This is a genomic window from Stenotrophomonas sp. YAU14D1_LEIMI4_1, assembly GCF_003086815.1.
In the GTDB taxonomy this organism is placed as follows: domain Bacteria; phylum Pseudomonadota; class Gammaproteobacteria; order Xanthomonadales; family Xanthomonadaceae; genus Stenotrophomonas.
In genome coordinates, this window is sequence record NZ_CP025997.1 from 3,359,647 (window position 1) to 3,374,691 (window position 15,045).

At 68.3% G+C, this 15,045-nt stretch carries 13 protein-coding genes; 6 read left to right on the forward strand and 7 right to left on the reverse strand.

The features are described 5' to 3' along the window. Window positions 1-507: 507 nt before the first annotated feature. From C1932_RS15545 to gap, 3 genes are all read right to left on the reverse strand, one after another. Window positions 508-1,884 carry a DUF3999 domain-containing protein gene (locus C1932_RS15545; protein ID WP_108762770.1) on the reverse strand — a complete coding sequence of 459 codons (1,377 nt, stop codon included), beginning with the start codon at window positions 1,882-1,884 and terminating at the stop codon, window positions 508-510. Further along, window positions 1,881-4,511 (reverse strand): DUF2339 domain-containing protein, encoded by a 2,631-nt coding sequence (locus tag C1932_RS15550; protein ID WP_108762771.1) that lies wholly within the window; start codon window positions 4,509-4,511, stop codon window positions 1,881-1,883. The genes C1932_RS15545 and C1932_RS15550 overlap by 4 nt, the downstream gene beginning before the upstream one ends. 128 nt (window positions 4,512-4,639) lie before the next feature. Next, window positions 4,640-5,644: a type I glyceraldehyde-3-phosphate dehydrogenase gene (gene gap, locus C1932_RS15555; RefSeq protein ID WP_108762772.1), complete on the reverse strand. Its 1,005-nt coding sequence runs from the start codon at window positions 5,642-5,644 to the stop codon at window positions 4,640-4,642. Window positions 5,645-5,837: 193 nt separating this feature from the next. On the opposite strand from gap, the gene C1932_RS15560 reads away from it, so the two are divergent. Further along, a complete protein-coding gene (locus C1932_RS15560; RefSeq protein WP_108762773.1) occupies window positions 5,838-6,467 on the forward strand; it encodes an OmpW family outer membrane protein in 630 nt (209 codons plus the stop codon). Window positions 6,468-6,600: 133 nt separating this feature from the next. Here C1932_RS15560 and C1932_RS15565 read toward each other — a convergent pair whose 3' ends face one another. Further along, the gene (locus C1932_RS15565; protein ID WP_159094554.1) at window positions 6,601-7,728 is read right to left on the reverse strand and encodes a GGDEF domain-containing protein; all 1,128 of its coding nucleotides are present in this window, start codon (window positions 7,726-7,728) and stop codon (window positions 6,601-6,603) included. A gap of 126 nt (window positions 7,729-7,854) precedes the next feature. On the opposite strand from C1932_RS15565, the gene C1932_RS15570 reads away from it, so the two are divergent. After that, on the forward strand, window positions 7,855-8,673 hold the full coding sequence (locus C1932_RS15570) for a S1/P1 nuclease (protein WP_108762775.1): 819 nt from the start codon (window positions 7,855-7,857) through the stop codon (window positions 8,671-8,673). A 9-nt stretch (window positions 8,674-8,682) separates the two neighbouring features. Then, window positions 8,683-9,483: an MBL fold metallo-hydrolase gene (locus C1932_RS15575; RefSeq protein WP_108762776.1), complete on the forward strand. Its 801-nt coding sequence runs from the start codon at window positions 8,683-8,685 to the stop codon at window positions 9,481-9,483. 57 nt (window positions 9,484-9,540) lie between these two features. Here C1932_RS15575 and C1932_RS15580 read toward each other — a convergent pair whose 3' ends face one another. From C1932_RS15580 to C1932_RS15590, 3 genes are read right to left on the reverse strand one after another with little or no spacing between them, the layout of a single operon-like run. Continuing rightward, window positions 9,541-10,104, reverse strand: a complete 564-nt coding sequence (locus tag C1932_RS15580) for a hypothetical protein (RefSeq protein WP_108762777.1) — start codon at window positions 10,102-10,104, stop codon at window positions 9,541-9,543. Next, window positions 10,101-11,315, reverse strand: a complete 1,215-nt coding sequence (locus tag C1932_RS15585) for a TonB family protein (protein ID WP_108762778.1) — start codon at window positions 11,313-11,315, stop codon at window positions 10,101-10,103. The genes C1932_RS15580 and C1932_RS15585 overlap by 4 nt, the downstream gene beginning before the upstream one ends. Continuing rightward, on the reverse strand, window positions 11,308-11,673 hold the full coding sequence (locus tag C1932_RS15590) for a BlaI/MecI/CopY family transcriptional regulator (protein ID WP_108762779.1): 366 nt from the start codon (window positions 11,671-11,673) through the stop codon (window positions 11,308-11,310). Before C1932_RS15590 ends, C1932_RS15585 begins: the two co-directional genes overlap by 8 nt. Before the next feature lie 118 nt (window positions 11,674-11,791). Here C1932_RS15590 and C1932_RS15595 point away from each other — a divergent pair, with 118 nt between their 5' ends. From C1932_RS15595 to C1932_RS15605, 3 genes are all read left to right on the forward strand, one after another. Continuing rightward, a complete protein-coding gene (locus C1932_RS15595) occupies window positions 11,792-12,349 on the forward strand; it encodes a flavin reductase family protein (RefSeq protein WP_108762780.1) in 558 nt (185 codons plus the stop codon). Window positions 12,350-12,383: 34 nt separating this feature from the next. Continuing rightward, window positions 12,384-14,336: an acetyl-CoA hydrolase/transferase C-terminal domain-containing protein gene (locus C1932_RS15600; protein ID WP_108762781.1), complete on the forward strand. Its 1,953-nt coding sequence runs from the start codon at window positions 12,384-12,386 to the stop codon at window positions 14,334-14,336. Between the two features lie 151 nt (window positions 14,337-14,487). Continuing rightward, window positions 14,488-15,036 carry an NADAR family protein gene (locus C1932_RS15605; protein ID WP_108763469.1) on the forward strand — a complete coding sequence of 183 codons (549 nt, stop codon included), beginning with the start codon at window positions 14,488-14,490 and terminating at the stop codon, window positions 15,034-15,036. Window positions 15,037-15,045: the final 9 nt, after the last annotated feature.

The following is a 15,045-nucleotide window of genomic DNA, read 5'->3' on the forward strand; positions in this document are numbered from 1 at the left end:
GCCGAAGCGATGGCGCTTCTTGGTGCTGTGGGTGGGCCGGGGTGGTGTGGGTGGGCGGGACACGCCGTAAACCCGTCCATGGGGGCTCGTAGGCGCCATCCATGGCGCCTGCGGTCCCGCCCACCCACACCGCCCCGGCCTGGACAGGTTCATGGGCGGAGCGGACGGCAACGGCCGAAGCAAGAGCGGTTTCTGATGTCGGGTGGGGAAAGAAGGGGTCAGAGCCGTTTTCCTGTGGAAAACGGATCCGACCCCGCAGCGAGCGCGCGCAGCGTGCGACCGGCTTTTGCTTTTGCTCTTCTTTTTTCTTTTCCGTGGGTGGCCGCCCCCGGAAACTGTCAGAGGCCGGGCGGGTGGGCTGGGCAGGGGTATCCGCGCCATGGATGGCGCGGCTAAGCCCCCAGGGACGGGTTCACGGCGTCCCCTGCCCAGCCCACCCGCCCGGCCAAGCGCGGCTTTTACCCGACCAACCGACCACCCACGAGGGGCTGCGCCGTTCGCAGGACACTACGCCGAAGGCGCGGGCTTCTGCTTCAGCAGGCTGATCGCCAGACCACCGACCACCAGCACGCCCAGCCCCAGCAACGCCCACAGCAGCCATGCCTTCCAGTCGCGCTGCGGCTGCAGTGCCGCGTCTCCGGCCAGCACTTCCGGGCTGCCTTCGAAACGCGCCAGGGTGGGCTGCCAGGCCGGGTCGTTGCGCTGCCGTAGCTCCTCGATCAGCACGGTGATCGGCGCTTCGGCCCGACGCGCCGTCGCACTGCCCACGGCCAGCGCATACGGCGCTGCACCCTGGCTCAGGAACACCATCACTTCGGGCTGATAGCCCAGGCGCAGCGTCGGCGTGCCGCCGGTCTGCGCGGGGTCGGCCACCAGCTTCCAGTAGCGATCGCGCCAGGTGCCCGCCAGCGGCTGCGAGGCCGACTGCTGGCGCTGGCCTGCCGCGCCCTGCTGCAACTGATAGGCGATCCACGGCGCGCTGCGCCGCTGCCATTCGGCATTGGCATCGTCGCGGCTGTACAGGGTCCACCGCACCAGACTGTTGCCGGTGCTGGCGACATCGGCGCGCGACACCGGGAAACGGCCATCCAGTTCAAAGGTGAATTCGCCCTTGCCCTGCGTGCGCGGCTGCAGCGGCACCCATTCCCAGGGCACGGTGGCCGGTGCCGGCGGCAGTTCGGCCAGCACGCTGCGCAGCGCCGGGAGTGCGGCACTGCCCTGCGGCAGGATGCGCAGGTAGCGGGTGGTGCCATCAATCTGCAGGCGACGCTGCAGCAGGCGCTTGCCGGCGCGTTGCAGGTCCACCAGGGGCACGTCACGGGCGACCGCACGCCAATGCTGCAGATCGTCGCTGGCATCGACCTGCACCTGCGCCTGCAGCGGCTGGCCGCTGTCGGCCCAGTCCAGCACCAGCGCCGCCAGCGGCTGCTGGCCCAGCACGCTGGCATCGACCAGCCAGCCGCCCTGCCCGCTCGCAGTCGCGCCAGCGCCCACGCGCGCTTCCACCCGACGCACGCGGCCATCGGTGTCGCGCTCGGTCAGCAGCTGCAGATCGTTGCGCTGTGCGTCGGCCAGCGGCGGCAGTGCGAACCAGGGCAGCTCGCGCTGCACCGGCGCCTGCGCCAGCGGCTGGTCCGGCGCCAGCAGCGCCGACGGCAGCGCCTGGCCGGCGGCGTTGAACACCTGCAGGTCGGCCAGGTCGGCCGTTCCTGCACGGCGATAGATGGCCGGCTCCAGCACCACCCGGTACGCACCGGACTGCGCGCTGGACAGGCTCAACGGCCATTGTTCGGCGTAGTGCTGGCGGTAATCGGTTGCCTGTGCGGCAACGCTGCCGGTGACGGCCATCAGCAGCGGCAGGACCACCGCGCTCCAGGTTTTCATGCGCTTTTCTCCACGGTTGGCGCCGCCGGCGGGGCCGGCGCCAGATAGCCCACGACCGTGCACAGCAGGCCGTAGGCAATGAACGATGCGATGCCCAGCAGGTTGCCCAGGTGCTGGCGGTCGATCAGTACCAGCTTGGCCAGCACAACGCCCATCAGCACCGCGCCCACCATCCACAGCACGCGCTGGCCGCGCTTGGAGCCCCACACCCAGGCGATCACGCCCAGCACGCTCCACAGCACGGTCAAGCTGGTCTGCGCCAGGCTGGAACGGGCCATGCCGGCATTCCACGGCAGGCCACCCCAGTGATGCACGGCGTGCAGCACGGTGCTGGTAAGCGTGACGAAGCCGACCACGGCCAGCAGCGGAACCCGCAGTCTGCGCAGTTCGATTGGCCCTTCGGCGCTGTACAGCCAGCAAGCCCCCAGCAGCAGTGCCAGCCATTGGGTCAGCTCGGCCGGGTTCAGCACCGGCAGCCAAGCCAACGGCACGGCATCGCCCGGCTGCAGCAGTGCGGCCAGCCAGGCCAGGGCCAGTGCTGCGAACAGCGTGGTCTGCAACGGCGCGCGTGCGGCCGCGAAGCGCTCGCCCAGCGGCCAGCTCACCGCGTTCCAGCGCCACAGCGACAGCGCCGCCAGCAGCAGCCACGGCAGGGTCACCAGCAAGGTGGTCCAGCCCTGCGCCAGCGCGGCGGCATCGCCGCCCCACAGGGCCAGGAGGGACAGCAGGCAGGGCCACAGCAGCAGCCACAGGAACTGCGCGATGCTGGCCACCCAGCCATTGCTGCGGCGCAGGCACAGCAGGCTACGCACGCCCAGCAGCGCAAACACCGCCCAGGCCAGCGCCCCGTAACCGGCGAACGGCTGGGCATGGGCATCGTTCTGCCACAGCGCCACCGGGAAGGCCAACGCCAGCATGCCCAGCGCCGTCAGCCCCAGCGCGCGCGCAGGACGACGGTGCTGCAGTTCGGCGGCCAGCCAGCCGGTCACGGCCACCAGCACCAGCAGCGCATCGGCCTGCGACAGCAGCGGCAGGAAGCGCGCGATGTCATGGGCAAACCCGCCAAACCACCACAGCAGGCCCCACAGGTAATACACCAGGGCCACGTCATGGCGGCTGTGCTGCTGGTAGCTCCATGCCGAGGCAAACCCGGCCAACGCCAGCAACAGCGCGCCAATGGCCGTGGGGTTCAGCAGGAAGCGGCCATCGGCGTGCCAGTAATCGGCGCCCACCACGAAGGCGAAGGCCGCGCCCAGCTGCAGCAGCGCGCCGGCCACCTGCGGCAACCAACGCTGCTGGCGCAGGCCCAGCCAGGCCAAGCCCGCCCCTTCCAGCGCGAACACCGCGCCGGTGGCACGCGCCGACAGCGCCAGCGGCACTGCCAGCGTGGCAAAGCCCACCGCCAACACCGCGTGCGACTGCGCCAACACCGTGTACGACGCCCGCGCCAGCAACGCGCGGGCCAGCACCGCATAGATCGCTGCCAGGCCCAGCGCACACAGGGCCAGGGTCATCGGCTGGGTGTGCAGCATGCCGGCCTGCAGCGAGAACGCCACCAGCGGCGTGCCGAACACCAGGCTGCCATCGACCAGGTCACGCCGCGCCGCCGGCTGGCGCCGCGCGTACAGCAGCGGAATCAGCAGGTAAAAGGCGAAGAACAGCAGCAGGAAGGGTTCGGTACTGGCGAACTGCTCCGGCCGGTACTGCAGCACGCCCCAGAACGTGCCGATGCCGAAGGTGAAAGCGAAGCCAAGCAGGTTCAGCGCGCGCCAGGGGCGGAACCAGGCAATGGCGAAGATGCCGGCATTGAGCACCGCGTAGTAACTGAACAAGCCCACGTGGTTGCCGCTGCCGGTGGACAGCCACAGCGGCGCCATGAAGCCGGCCAGGATGCCCAGCACCGCCAACGTGCGCGAATTCTGCAGCACGGCCAGCACGCACAGCCCGGCCACCAGGGCGATGGAGCTGCCGAAGGCAAACCCTGCGTTGAGCAGTTCGTAGCGCTTGAATGCGGCGAACACGGTCAGCAGCAGTACGCCGATCGCCCCGCCCTGCAGCGCCAAGGCGAACATGCGCCGCCGTTCGCGCTGCTGCCAGCCGAAGCCCAGCAGGCCCAGCGCGGCCACGGTGATGCCGGCCAGGCGCAGTTCGATCGGCACCACCAGCCAGCCTTGGTCGCTGACGTACTTCAGCAGCGCGGCAACGCCGGCCATCAGCACCAGCATGCCGATCTTCACCGGCACGTTGCCTTCGGTGAACCAGCGTTTGACGGCGGCGGCCGCGCGCTCGATGACGTTCGGCAGCGCAGGCTCGGCTGGCAGTGGCGGCAGCACGGGTTCAGGGGGCAGCGGCGGCGGCGGTGCGGGTCTGCGCGGCGGCGGCACGGGCGTGGCAGCGGCCACAGGCGCGGGCACCGGCACGGCCGGATCGGCCGCGGGCGTACGCGGCGGCACGGCGACGGGGGCGGCCACCGGCGGGGCCGTAGGCGACACCGCAGGTGCCGCGGCCACGGCCTGTTCCAGTGCTGCCACGCGGCGGCGCAGCCCGGCAATCATCACCAGGGCCACCACCAGCAGCAGCGGAACGGCCAGCAGGGCCAGTACCGCCAGAACAATCAAGGCTTCCATTGCGTGTCTTTCCTCCGCACCCGCGCCCCAACGGCAGCGGTCGACCCCGCCCATGCTACGGCATGCCCATCCCCCATAAACGACAAACCCCGGCCAGGCCGGGGTTCGTGCGGCGATCTTCGCAGGCCTTAATTGGCCGCGACGACCTTGGCCATTTCCAGGCACTTGTTGGAATAGCCCCACTCGTTGTCGTACCACGACACGAGCTTGACGAAGGTGCCGTCCAGGGCAATACCGGCATCGGCATCGAACACCGAGGTGTGGGTTTCACCGACGAAATCGGTGGCCACCACCTTGTCTTCGGTGTAGCCCAGGATGCCCTTCAGCGCGCCTTCGCTCTGTGCCTTCACTTCGGCGCAGATCTCGGCGTAGGTGGCTTCCTTTTCCAGTTCGACGGTCAGATCGACCACCGACACGTCCGAAGTCGGCACGCGGAAGCTCATGCCGGTCAGCTTCTTGTTCAGTTCCGGAATGACCACGCCCACGGCCTTGGCCGCACCGGTGGACGAGGGAATGATGTTTTCCAGGATGCCACGGCCGCCGCGCCAGTCCTTGTTGGACGGGCCGTCAACGGTCTTCTGGGTGGCGGTTGCCGCGTGCACGGTGGTCATCAGGCCACGCTTGATGCCCCACTTGTCGTTGATGACCTTGGCCAGCGGGGCCAGGCAGTTGGTGGTGCACGACGCGTTGGAAATGATGGCCTGGCCGGCGTAGGTCTTGTCGTTCACGCCGAACACGAACATCGGCGTGTCGTCCTTGGACGGGGCCGACATGATCACCTTCTTCGCGCCCGCATCGATGTGCTTCTGCGCGGTTTCCTTGGTCAGGAACAGGCCGGTGGCTTCCAGCACCACGTCGGCGCCGACTTCATCCCACTTCAGGTTGGCCGGATCGCGTTCCTGGGTCAGGCGGATCTTCTTGCCGTTCACCAGCAGGTCGTTGCCCTGCACGGCCACGTCGGCCTTGAAGCGGCCGTGCACGGAGTCGTACTTGAGCATGTACGCCAGGTAGTCCGGCTCCAGCAGATCGTTGATGGCCACGATTTCGATGTCGTCGCCGAAGTTCAGCACCGCCGAGCGCAGGACGTTGCGACCGATGCGACCGAAACCGTTGATACCAACCTTGATTGCCATGTTCTCAAGCTCCTGCGGCCGCGACAGGTGCGGCGGGATGGATAGGGCCCACAAGTCTAGCAAACCGGGCCTGACCACCGTGGGCCAGACCCCCTGCTGGCAGGGGCCGCCGGGGGGATTTGATTCGGATCAAAGCGTTAGCGCGGCGTGAGGCCGACACTGGCCCCATCAACCCCGCAACGAGAACACCCCCATGCGCACGCATTCCCCCCTGATCCTGGCCAGCCTGGCCGCCGCCCTGTCACTGGCTGCCGTCCCGGCCATGGCCCAGTCCAAGGGCGACTGGACCGTTTCGGCCGGCGTCCACCAGGTCGCGCCGAAGTCCAACAACGGCTCGCTGGCCGGCGGCACCCTGAAGGTGGACGTGGACAATGATGTGAAGCCGACCATTACCGGCGAATACTTCATTGCCGACAACCTGGGCATTGAAGTGCTGGCCGCGCTGCCATTCAAGCACGACATCAACATCAACGGCCTGGGCCGTGTGGGCAGCAGCAAGCAGCTGCCGCCGGTGGTCACCCTGCAGTACCACTTCAACAGCAAGGGCAAGGTGTCCCCGTTCGTGGGTGCCGGCCTGAACTACACCACCTTCTTCAGCGAAGACACCACCGGCGCGCTGGCCGGCAGCAAGTTGAAGCTGGAAGACTCCTGGGGCCTGGCCGCGCATGCCGGCGTGGACTTCGCCATTGGCGAAAAGGGCGCCCTGCGCGTGGACATGCGCTGGATCGACATCGACAGCAAGGTGAAGCTGGACGGCGAGAAGATCGGCACGGTGAACATCGATCCGCTGGTGTACGGCGTGTCGTACGTCTTCAAGTTCTAAGGAATGTGCTGAGTGCGGGGGCTACGCCCCCGCTCCCCCGTCTCAAGCAGCAACCCACCAAGCAAAGACGCTCGCAGCATGTTGCCCCGGTGTGTGTGCCGGGGCTTTTTTGATTGGGCGGGGCGGGTGGATTTCATTGGTCTGCGGCCACTTCCACCCGGTTGCGGCCGGCGGCCTTGGCGCGGTAGAGCGCCTGGTCGGCCCTGGCCAGCGCCTGTTCCAGGGTGTCGCCGCCGTCGTCATGCCAGCGCGCCACGCCAATGCTGACGCTGACCACTGGCGCCGCATCGGAATCGGCATGGGCGATCGCCAGCGCCTGCACCTGCTGGCGCAGCTGTTCGAACGGCGCCGACTGCGGCTGGCCCGGCTGCCAATGGCCCAGCGCCACGAACTCTTCGCCACCATAGCGCGCCACCACCGAATCCCTGTCGTGCAGTTGCGCCGACAACGCCGCGGCCACGGCATGCAGCACGGTGTCGCCGGCAGGGTGGCCGTGGTGGTCGTTGTAGCGCTTGAAGTAATCGATGTCGATCATGGCGATGCGCAGCGCGCCGCGTGGGTGCGGCGTGCGCAGGTAGTGCTGGAAGATCTGCCGTGCACGGCGGTCGAAGGCGCGGCGGTTCAGCAGGCCGGTCAGGCCATCGTGGTTGGCCAGTGCGTCCAGCCGCTGTTCGGCAATGAAGGTGGCACGTGCCTGGCGTTCGGAGATGTAACAGCCCACCATGCCCGCCACGTGGGTGGCCAGTACGAACATCAACGCCTCGGCCAGGGCCGGCCCGGCCGGCAGCACGTTCACTTCGGCCAGCACGAAGGCGGCGCTGATGACCGTGCCGTTGAAGGTGGCCACCTTGAAGCGCAACCCGCACAGGAAATAGTTGAACAGCAGGAACAGGCTGACCCCTTCGTAGGGGTAGCCGGTTTCGGCGTGGTGCGCGGTCCACACCATGGCCACCAGGGCCAGCCCGCTGCACAGCACCATGGCCCCGCCGATGTACTGTTGGTAGCGGCGCCACGCCGGCAGATAGGTCATCACCACGCCCACCAGCAGTGCCGGCAGCAGCACGCCCAAGCGCCAGCGCAGCACCACGGCGCCGATGTCGGGCGGCAACCACTGCTGGTCCAGCGCGATGAACAGCAGCGAGAAGCAGGCCGCCACGGCGCAGGCCCAGCGCATGCGCCACAGCACCTGTGCGTCGAAGGCAACGGCAAACCCGGATTCGTCGATCGGTACTGCGGTAACGCGCCTGTCGGTGCTGGTCATCGCCATCCCCATGCGTGGCCGCGCCAGCCTAGCGGCAAGCAGATCAACGCGACGTCGGCAGCGGGCCGCTGGCGACGCGCCGCGTTGCGTCAATTCCCTGCCCGGCGGCGCCGCTAGAATGGGCGGATGAAAGCCCTGCACTCCCTGTTCCTCGCCGCCGCGCTCGCCCCGGCCCTGCTGACCCTGTCCGCGCCCGCCCATGCCTGGGGCGCACAAGGCCACCGCCTGGTGGCCGAGGTGGCCGAAACCCGCCTGAACCCCACGGCCCGTGCCGAAGTGGACCGCCTGCTGGCCACCGAACCGGGCGCCACCCTGGCCAGCATCGCGCCCTGGGCCGACCAGCTGCGCGCCAAGGACCCCGGCCTGGGCCGCCGCTCGGCCGGCTGGCACTACGTGAACATCGCCGAAGACGGCTGCCATTACGAAGCCCCCAAGCACTGCAAAAGCGGCACCTGCATCGTCGAAGCCCTGAAGGCGCAGAGCGCGATCCTGGGCGACCGCCAGCTGACCGATGGCGAGCGCCTGCAGGCGCTGAAGTTCGTGGTGCACCTGGTGGGTGATGTGCACCAACCGATGCACGCCGGTTATGGCCACGACAAGGGCGGCAACGATTTCCAGCTGCAGTTCGGCAACCGCGGTACCAACCTGCATTCGCTGTGGGACAGCGGCATGCTCAACACCCGCAAGCTGGATGACAGCGGCTACCTGCCGGTGCTGCGCGCACTGCCGGCGCCGAAGCTGGCACGCCAGTCCAACCCGCAGCAGGATCCGCAGCGCTGGGCCGAAGCCAGCTGCCGCATTTCGGTGCAACCCGGCGTTTACCCCGCTTCGCGCAAGATCGGCGATGAATACACCGCGCGCTACCGCCCGGTGGCCGAGGCGCAGCTGCGGCTGGCCGGTGAAAACCTGGCCCAGCTGCTGAACCGCGTGCTGGGCACACGCTGAGGAGGTTCCATGTCGGTCCAGGTCCAATCCTTCTTCCACCGCGACAGCAATACCTTCAGCTATCTGGTCAGTGATCCGGCCAGTGGCGAGGCGGCGTTGATCGATCCGGTCCTGGATTACGACCCGGACACCGACGCCAGCAGCGACGCGCCCGTGCGCCCGCTGCTGCAGGCCATCGAACAGCAGGGCCTGCAGCTGCGCTGGCTGCTGGAAACCCACGCCCACGCCGACCACGTGTCGGCCGGGCGCCGGTTGAAGGCACGGTTCCCGCAGGCCACGCTGGCCATCGGCGAAGGCATCCGCGCCGTGCAGGCCACCTTCGCGCCGCGCTACGGCCTGGACATGGCGGCGCAGCACGCGCACTTCGACCATCTGTTCAGCGATGGCGAAACCTTCGCGCTGGGCACGCTGCAGGGCCGCATCATCGCGGTGCCGGGCCACACCAGCGACAGCATCGCCTACCTGATCGACGACGCTCTGTTCACCGGCGACTCGCTGTTCATGCCCGATGGCGGCACCGCCCGCTGTGACTTCCCGGGCGGTGACGCGGCGCAGCTGTACCGCTCCATCCAGCGCCTGCTGGCGCTGCCCGATGCCACCCGCGTGTTCGTCTGCCACGACTACGGCCCGGGTGGCCGTGCGATTGCCAATGAGACCACCATCGGCGCGCAGCGTGCGCACAACATCCACGTGCATGACGGCGTGGATGAAGCCGCGTTTGTCAGCGTGCGGCAGGCACGCGATGCCACCCTGGCCGAGCCGAAGCTGATGCAGCCTGCGGTGAAGGCCAATATCCAGGGCGGGGCCTGAGAGCAGCGGCCAGAGTCCGCCGGGCATGGCCCGGCGCTACCGTTCACGTGCCCGGCGCTAGCGGCCCTGAGTGCGCACCACGTGCTGGCCCTTCACGATCTCAAAGGTGAAGGCGTACTGCAGGGTGACCGCCACCGGTTCGATGCTGTCGGCGCCTTTGCAGTCGCTACGGTCTTCGGGCGTCTTGCCGGCGGCGAAACGACAGACCGCCGCCGGGGAATACTTCCACTGCGCGACCGCGTCCTGCGCGGCCTGCAGCAGCGGGGCATTTTCCGTCGCTGCACCCGCGCTGCATTCCGTGCGGTCGGTCAGCGGCATGCTGCGTTCAACCCCGCCCTGCGCGTCCACCACCACCTGCAGACAGACCGTGGTGGGCGGCAGCGCGGTGCGTGGATCGTGCTCGCCCACCACCGGGTCCGGTGCCGCATACAACTGTGGCATCCGGTAGCCCTCGCTGGCGGCCAGGGTGTAGGGCTGGACCTGCCCCGCGCCACCGGCCGCATCGGGCTGCAGGCGCTGGTGGCCAACGCTTTCATTGCGCGTATCGACCGTGGTCAGGCGTTCATGGCTGGCACAACCGGCCAGCAGCGCGACCAGCAGGCACAGCGGCACGCCTCTCACTTCCGGCCACCGTCGGCCTCATCGTCATCCATGGCGAAGGTGATCGGCACCTTCACCGCGGCCGCCACGGGCACGCCGTCCTTCAGTGCCGGACGGTAGGTCCAGTTGCGCGCGGCAGCCTTGGATACTTCGTCGAACACGCCCGGATTGGTGGCGCTGAGGATCCGCACATCGGTCAGCTGGCCCTGTGCATCCACCTCCAGGCGCAGCGTGACCACGCCGGTCTGGCCGTTTTCAAACGCCGAGCGCGGATAGCTGGGCGGGGGCATCTTGTCGATCTGGATATCGCGATTTCCGGCGCTCGCTGCCGCACCGCGCTCTACACCACCGGCCCCCTGACTGGCCCACGCCAACGCCGCCCCACCCATGCACAGACCCACCAGCAACAGCTGGCCCGACAGTTTCGGCAATGCCTTCCGTTTCGACTGCTTCAACATGGCGATACGCTCCTTCAACACGGGTTGGCTGCGCCAATGGCAGGCCATCGGCGCAACCGGGTGGACCAGCTGCGCCTTCAGTAGCGTGCTGGCGTAGAGACGGCGCTGCGAGGGCTGGGCGGCAACGGTGCGTGCATCGCAGGCCAGTTCCTGGTCGCGCAGGAAACGGCGCGTGGCCCAGGACAGCAACGGGTGGAACCAGAACACCGTGCGTGCCAGCAGCAGGCCGCCATTGGCCCAGTGATCGCCGTTGCGGCGATGGCTGCGTTCGTGCAGCAGGATCAGGGCCTGCTCATGGGCATCGAACTGCTGGTCGAAGTGCGGGCCGACCACGATGCGCGGCCGCCACAGCCCCACCAGCGCGGGCAGGCCGGGGTCGGCGCTGGCCTGCCAGCTGCCATCGGCACGCGCCTGCAGCGGGCCCAGCGCCTGCTCGAAACGGCGTTGCGCACGCAGCGCGCGCAGCAGCTGCAGGCCGGCACCCAGCGCCCAGGCCACGGCCAGCAGCCACGGCCACAGCGGCAACTGCGCGGCAGGCCCTTCCACGGTGCCCGGCACCACCTTGAATGGCAACATGGGCACGTGCTGCAGCACTGGCAAGGCCGGTACGGGCAGCAGCAGGGCCAGCAACAGCAGCGGCAACAACCACCAGCTGCGATAGGCCAGTTCCGCACCGCCCAGCGCTACCAGCACGGGCCGCACGGCCGCCAGCAGCAGCACGCCCAACGCCAGCCCCAGGCTGGCCTGCCACAGTCCATCGCGCAGCTCATTCATCGTCCATCTCCTGGATCAGCTTCTTCAGTTCGGCAATGTCCTGTGCCGTCAGCTGCCCCCGCTCGCTGAAGTGGGCCACCAGCGGTGCCACCCGGCCATCGAACACGCGGCCGATGAAATCCTGGCTCTGCGTGTCCACCCATGCCTGGCGCTGCAGCAGCGGCAGGTACAGGTAGCGACGGCCGTCGCGTTCGGCGGCAATGGCGCCCTTGGTCAGCAGGCGGTTGAGCAGGGTCTTGATGGTCGGCTCGGCCCAGTTGCGGTGGGCCAGCGCGGCGACCACGTCGTCTGCGCTGCGCGGCGACTGCTGCCACAGCACCTCCATCACGATGGCTTCGGCTTCACTGATCGGGCTCATTGTTTACATCCGTAATCGACAATTCGATTACGCGCGTAATCGAACCCGCTGTCAAGCCCCTCGACATGCGGTTCATCTGCGCCGGACCAGCATCGAAGCCACCGCCCACGGAGCCTGCATGAAGCCGCTGCGTAAGAACGACTACCCCGTCGAGGACGCACGCCGGTTCCTGGAACCGGGCCCGATCGTGCTGGTCAGCACGGCGGCGCAGGGCCAGCGCAACCTGATGACGATGGGCTGGCACATGGTGATGGGCTTCTCGCCTTCGCTGGTGGCCACCTACCTGTGGAGCGAGAACCACAGCTTCGCCCTGGCCCGGGACAGCGGCGAATGCGTGATCAACGTGCCCGGCGTGGAGCTGCTGGATACGGTGGTGGATATCGGCAACTGCAGCGGCCGCGACCTCGACAAGTTCGCCCACTTCGCCCTGGACGCGCAGCCGGCGCGCGACGTGGCCGCGCCGCGGGTGGGCCAGTGCCATGCCTGCTTTGAGTGCCGCCTGTACGACGACAGCCAGGTCCAGTCGAGCAATCTTTTCATCTGGGAAATCGTGCGCGCACACGTGGCGCCGCGGCCGAAACTGCCGCGCACGTTCCACTATCGCGGCGATGGCCAGTTCATGCTGTCCGGCGCCGAAGTCTCGCGTCGACGGCGGTTCAAGCCCGACATGCTGTAATGCCCGCACTCCCCCGTACGCAGGACCTTGCCGCATGACCGAACACCTGACCGACCTGGACGCCGCCGTTGACTGGCTGTTCGCGCGCGTGGACGGGCCGCTGCGGGTGGGTGCGCCGCTGGCGCTGGGCAAGCCGCACCGGCTGTTGAATGCCTTGTATGCGCGGGTGGAAGCAGATCCGTCGCGACCACTGCAGCTGTACACCGCGCTGTCGCTGAACCCGCCCAAGGCGCGCGGCGATGGCCTGGAGGCGCGCTTCATGGCGCCGTTCGTGCAGCGCCATTTCGGCGAGGATTTCCCGCGCTTGGCCTATGCCGATGCCATCGCCCGCGATGCGCTGCCGGCGCATGTGCAGGTGGAAGAGTTCTATATGCAGTCCGGCGCGCTGCTGGGGTCGCGGCAGGCGCAGTCCAGCTATACCAGCCTGAACTACACGCACGCGGCCGATGCGGTGGCCCAACGCGCGCCGCAGGTGATCGTGCAGAAAGTGGCCATGCGCCCGGATGATCGCCGGCTGTCGTTGTCCTGCAACAACGACATCACCCAGGACACGCTGGATGCCATTGCCGCACGCGGCCTGCCGCGCCCGTTGCTGGTGGCCGAGATCGATCCACAGCTGCCCTACCTGGGCGGTTCGGCCACGGTGGATGTGTCCTTCTTCGACCTGGTGATCACCCCGCCGCCGCCCTACCCTGCGCTGTTCGGCCTGCCGCGGCAGCCGGTGGCCGACGCCGACTACGCCATCGGCCTGTACGCCAGCACCCTGGTGCGCGATGGCGGCACGCTGCAGATCGGCATCGGCACCCTGGCCGATGCGCTCAGCCACGCGCTGGTGCTGCGCCATACCGACAACGCGCGCTACCGCCGCGTGCTGCATGCGCTGGACCCGCAGCTGGCCAGCCATCCGCTGGTGCAGGAAATCGGCGGGCTGGAGCCGTTCGAGGTCGGCCTGTACGGCTGCAGCGAAATGCTCAACGAAGGCTTCCGCCGGCTGGTGCAGACCGGTGTGATCAAGCGCAAGGTGCACGACGATCTGGCCCTGATGCAACGCATCGAGAACGGCAGCACGCTGTCGATCGACCACGCCACGCTGGCCGCCGAGGGCGAATACCTGCACGGCGCGTTCTACCTGGGTTCGCCGGAATTCTACGAATGGCTGCGCACGCTGCCCGAAGACGAATGCCGCGCGATCGGCATGCGCCGCATCAGCGAGATCAACCAGCTCTATGGTGGCAACGAGACGCTGGAGCGCCTGCAGCGCCGCCATGCGCGCTTCTTCAATTCCTGCATGATGGCCACCGCGCTGGGCGCGGCAGTGTCGGACGCGCTGGATGATGGGCGCGTGGTCTCGGGCGTGGGTGGCCAGTACAACTTCGTGGCCATGGCCCATGCCCTGCCGGAAGCACGCAGCGTGCTGATGTTCCGCGCCGCACGCGACGACAAGGGCCAGCGCGCCTCGAACGTGCGCTGGAACTACGGCCACACCACCATTCCGCGGCACCTGCGCGATATCTATCTGAACGAGTACGGCATTGCCGATCTGCGCGGCTTGACCGACGAGGGCTGCGTGCAGGCGATGACGGCGATCACGGAAGCGCCGTTCCAGGCCGCACTGCTGGAGCACGCGCACGCGGCGCGCAAACTGCGTGCCGCGCAGCAGCCGGATCCGCAGCGGCTGCAGCGCAACACGCCTGCCGCGTTGGCGGCGGCGCTGGCGCCCTTCCGCAGTGATGGCACCCTGCCCGACTACCCGCTGGGCAGTGACTTCAACGAGATCGAACAGGTGCTGGTGAAGGCACTGGGCTGGCTGAAGGCGAATACGCAGACACGCGGCGCGACGCTGCGCACGGCGTGGGCCGCGCTGCGCCAGCCGGCCGGCGATGGGGATGCGGTGTACCTGCAGCGCATGGGTCTGCAGGCGCCGAAGGATTTCGGCGAGCGATTGAACGCGCGGTTGCTGCGGCTGGCATTGGCGCGCACCGCGTAATCGCGCGTACGGTGGCGCCGGGACATGCCCGGCAGAACGGTAGCGCCGGGCCATGCCCGGCGGAACAGCTTCAGTGCCAACCAAGGTTGGCACCTACCAGAGCACGACGGTTGGCACCTACCAGGCTGCGGCGGCACGCTATGCTGTGCCGATGAACGACGATTCCCGTTTCCTGCACGACCTTCAGCAACGCCAGGCCGCAGGCGAAGACCTGCGCTATCTGTGTTTCTGGGGCCACCAGCCGCCGCGCAGCGGTGTGTCTGCGTCCTGCTTCAGCCAGTGGTACGACGCCGGCTTCGACATTGATGGCGTGCACTACCGCACCGCCGAGCACTACATGATGGCCGGCAAGGCGCGGCTGTTCGGCGCAAGCGTGCTGCTCGACAGGATCATCGCCAGCGCCACGCCGGACAAGGCCAAGGCGCTGGGCCGCCAGATCGAAGGCTTCGATGAAGCGCGCTGGGTGCAGGCGCGCTACGACCTGGTGGTGGCCGGCAACCGCGCCAAATTCAGCCAGAACCCGGAACTGGGCGCCTTCCTGCGCGCCACGGCGGGTTGGGTGCTGGTGGAAGCCAGTCCGGTGGATTTCATCTGGGGCATCGGGCTGGCCAAGGACCACGCCGACGCGCACAACCCGGCGCAATGGCGCGGGCTGAACCTGCTGGGGTTTGCATTGATGGATGTGCGCGAGGCGATGTAGCGCTTATCC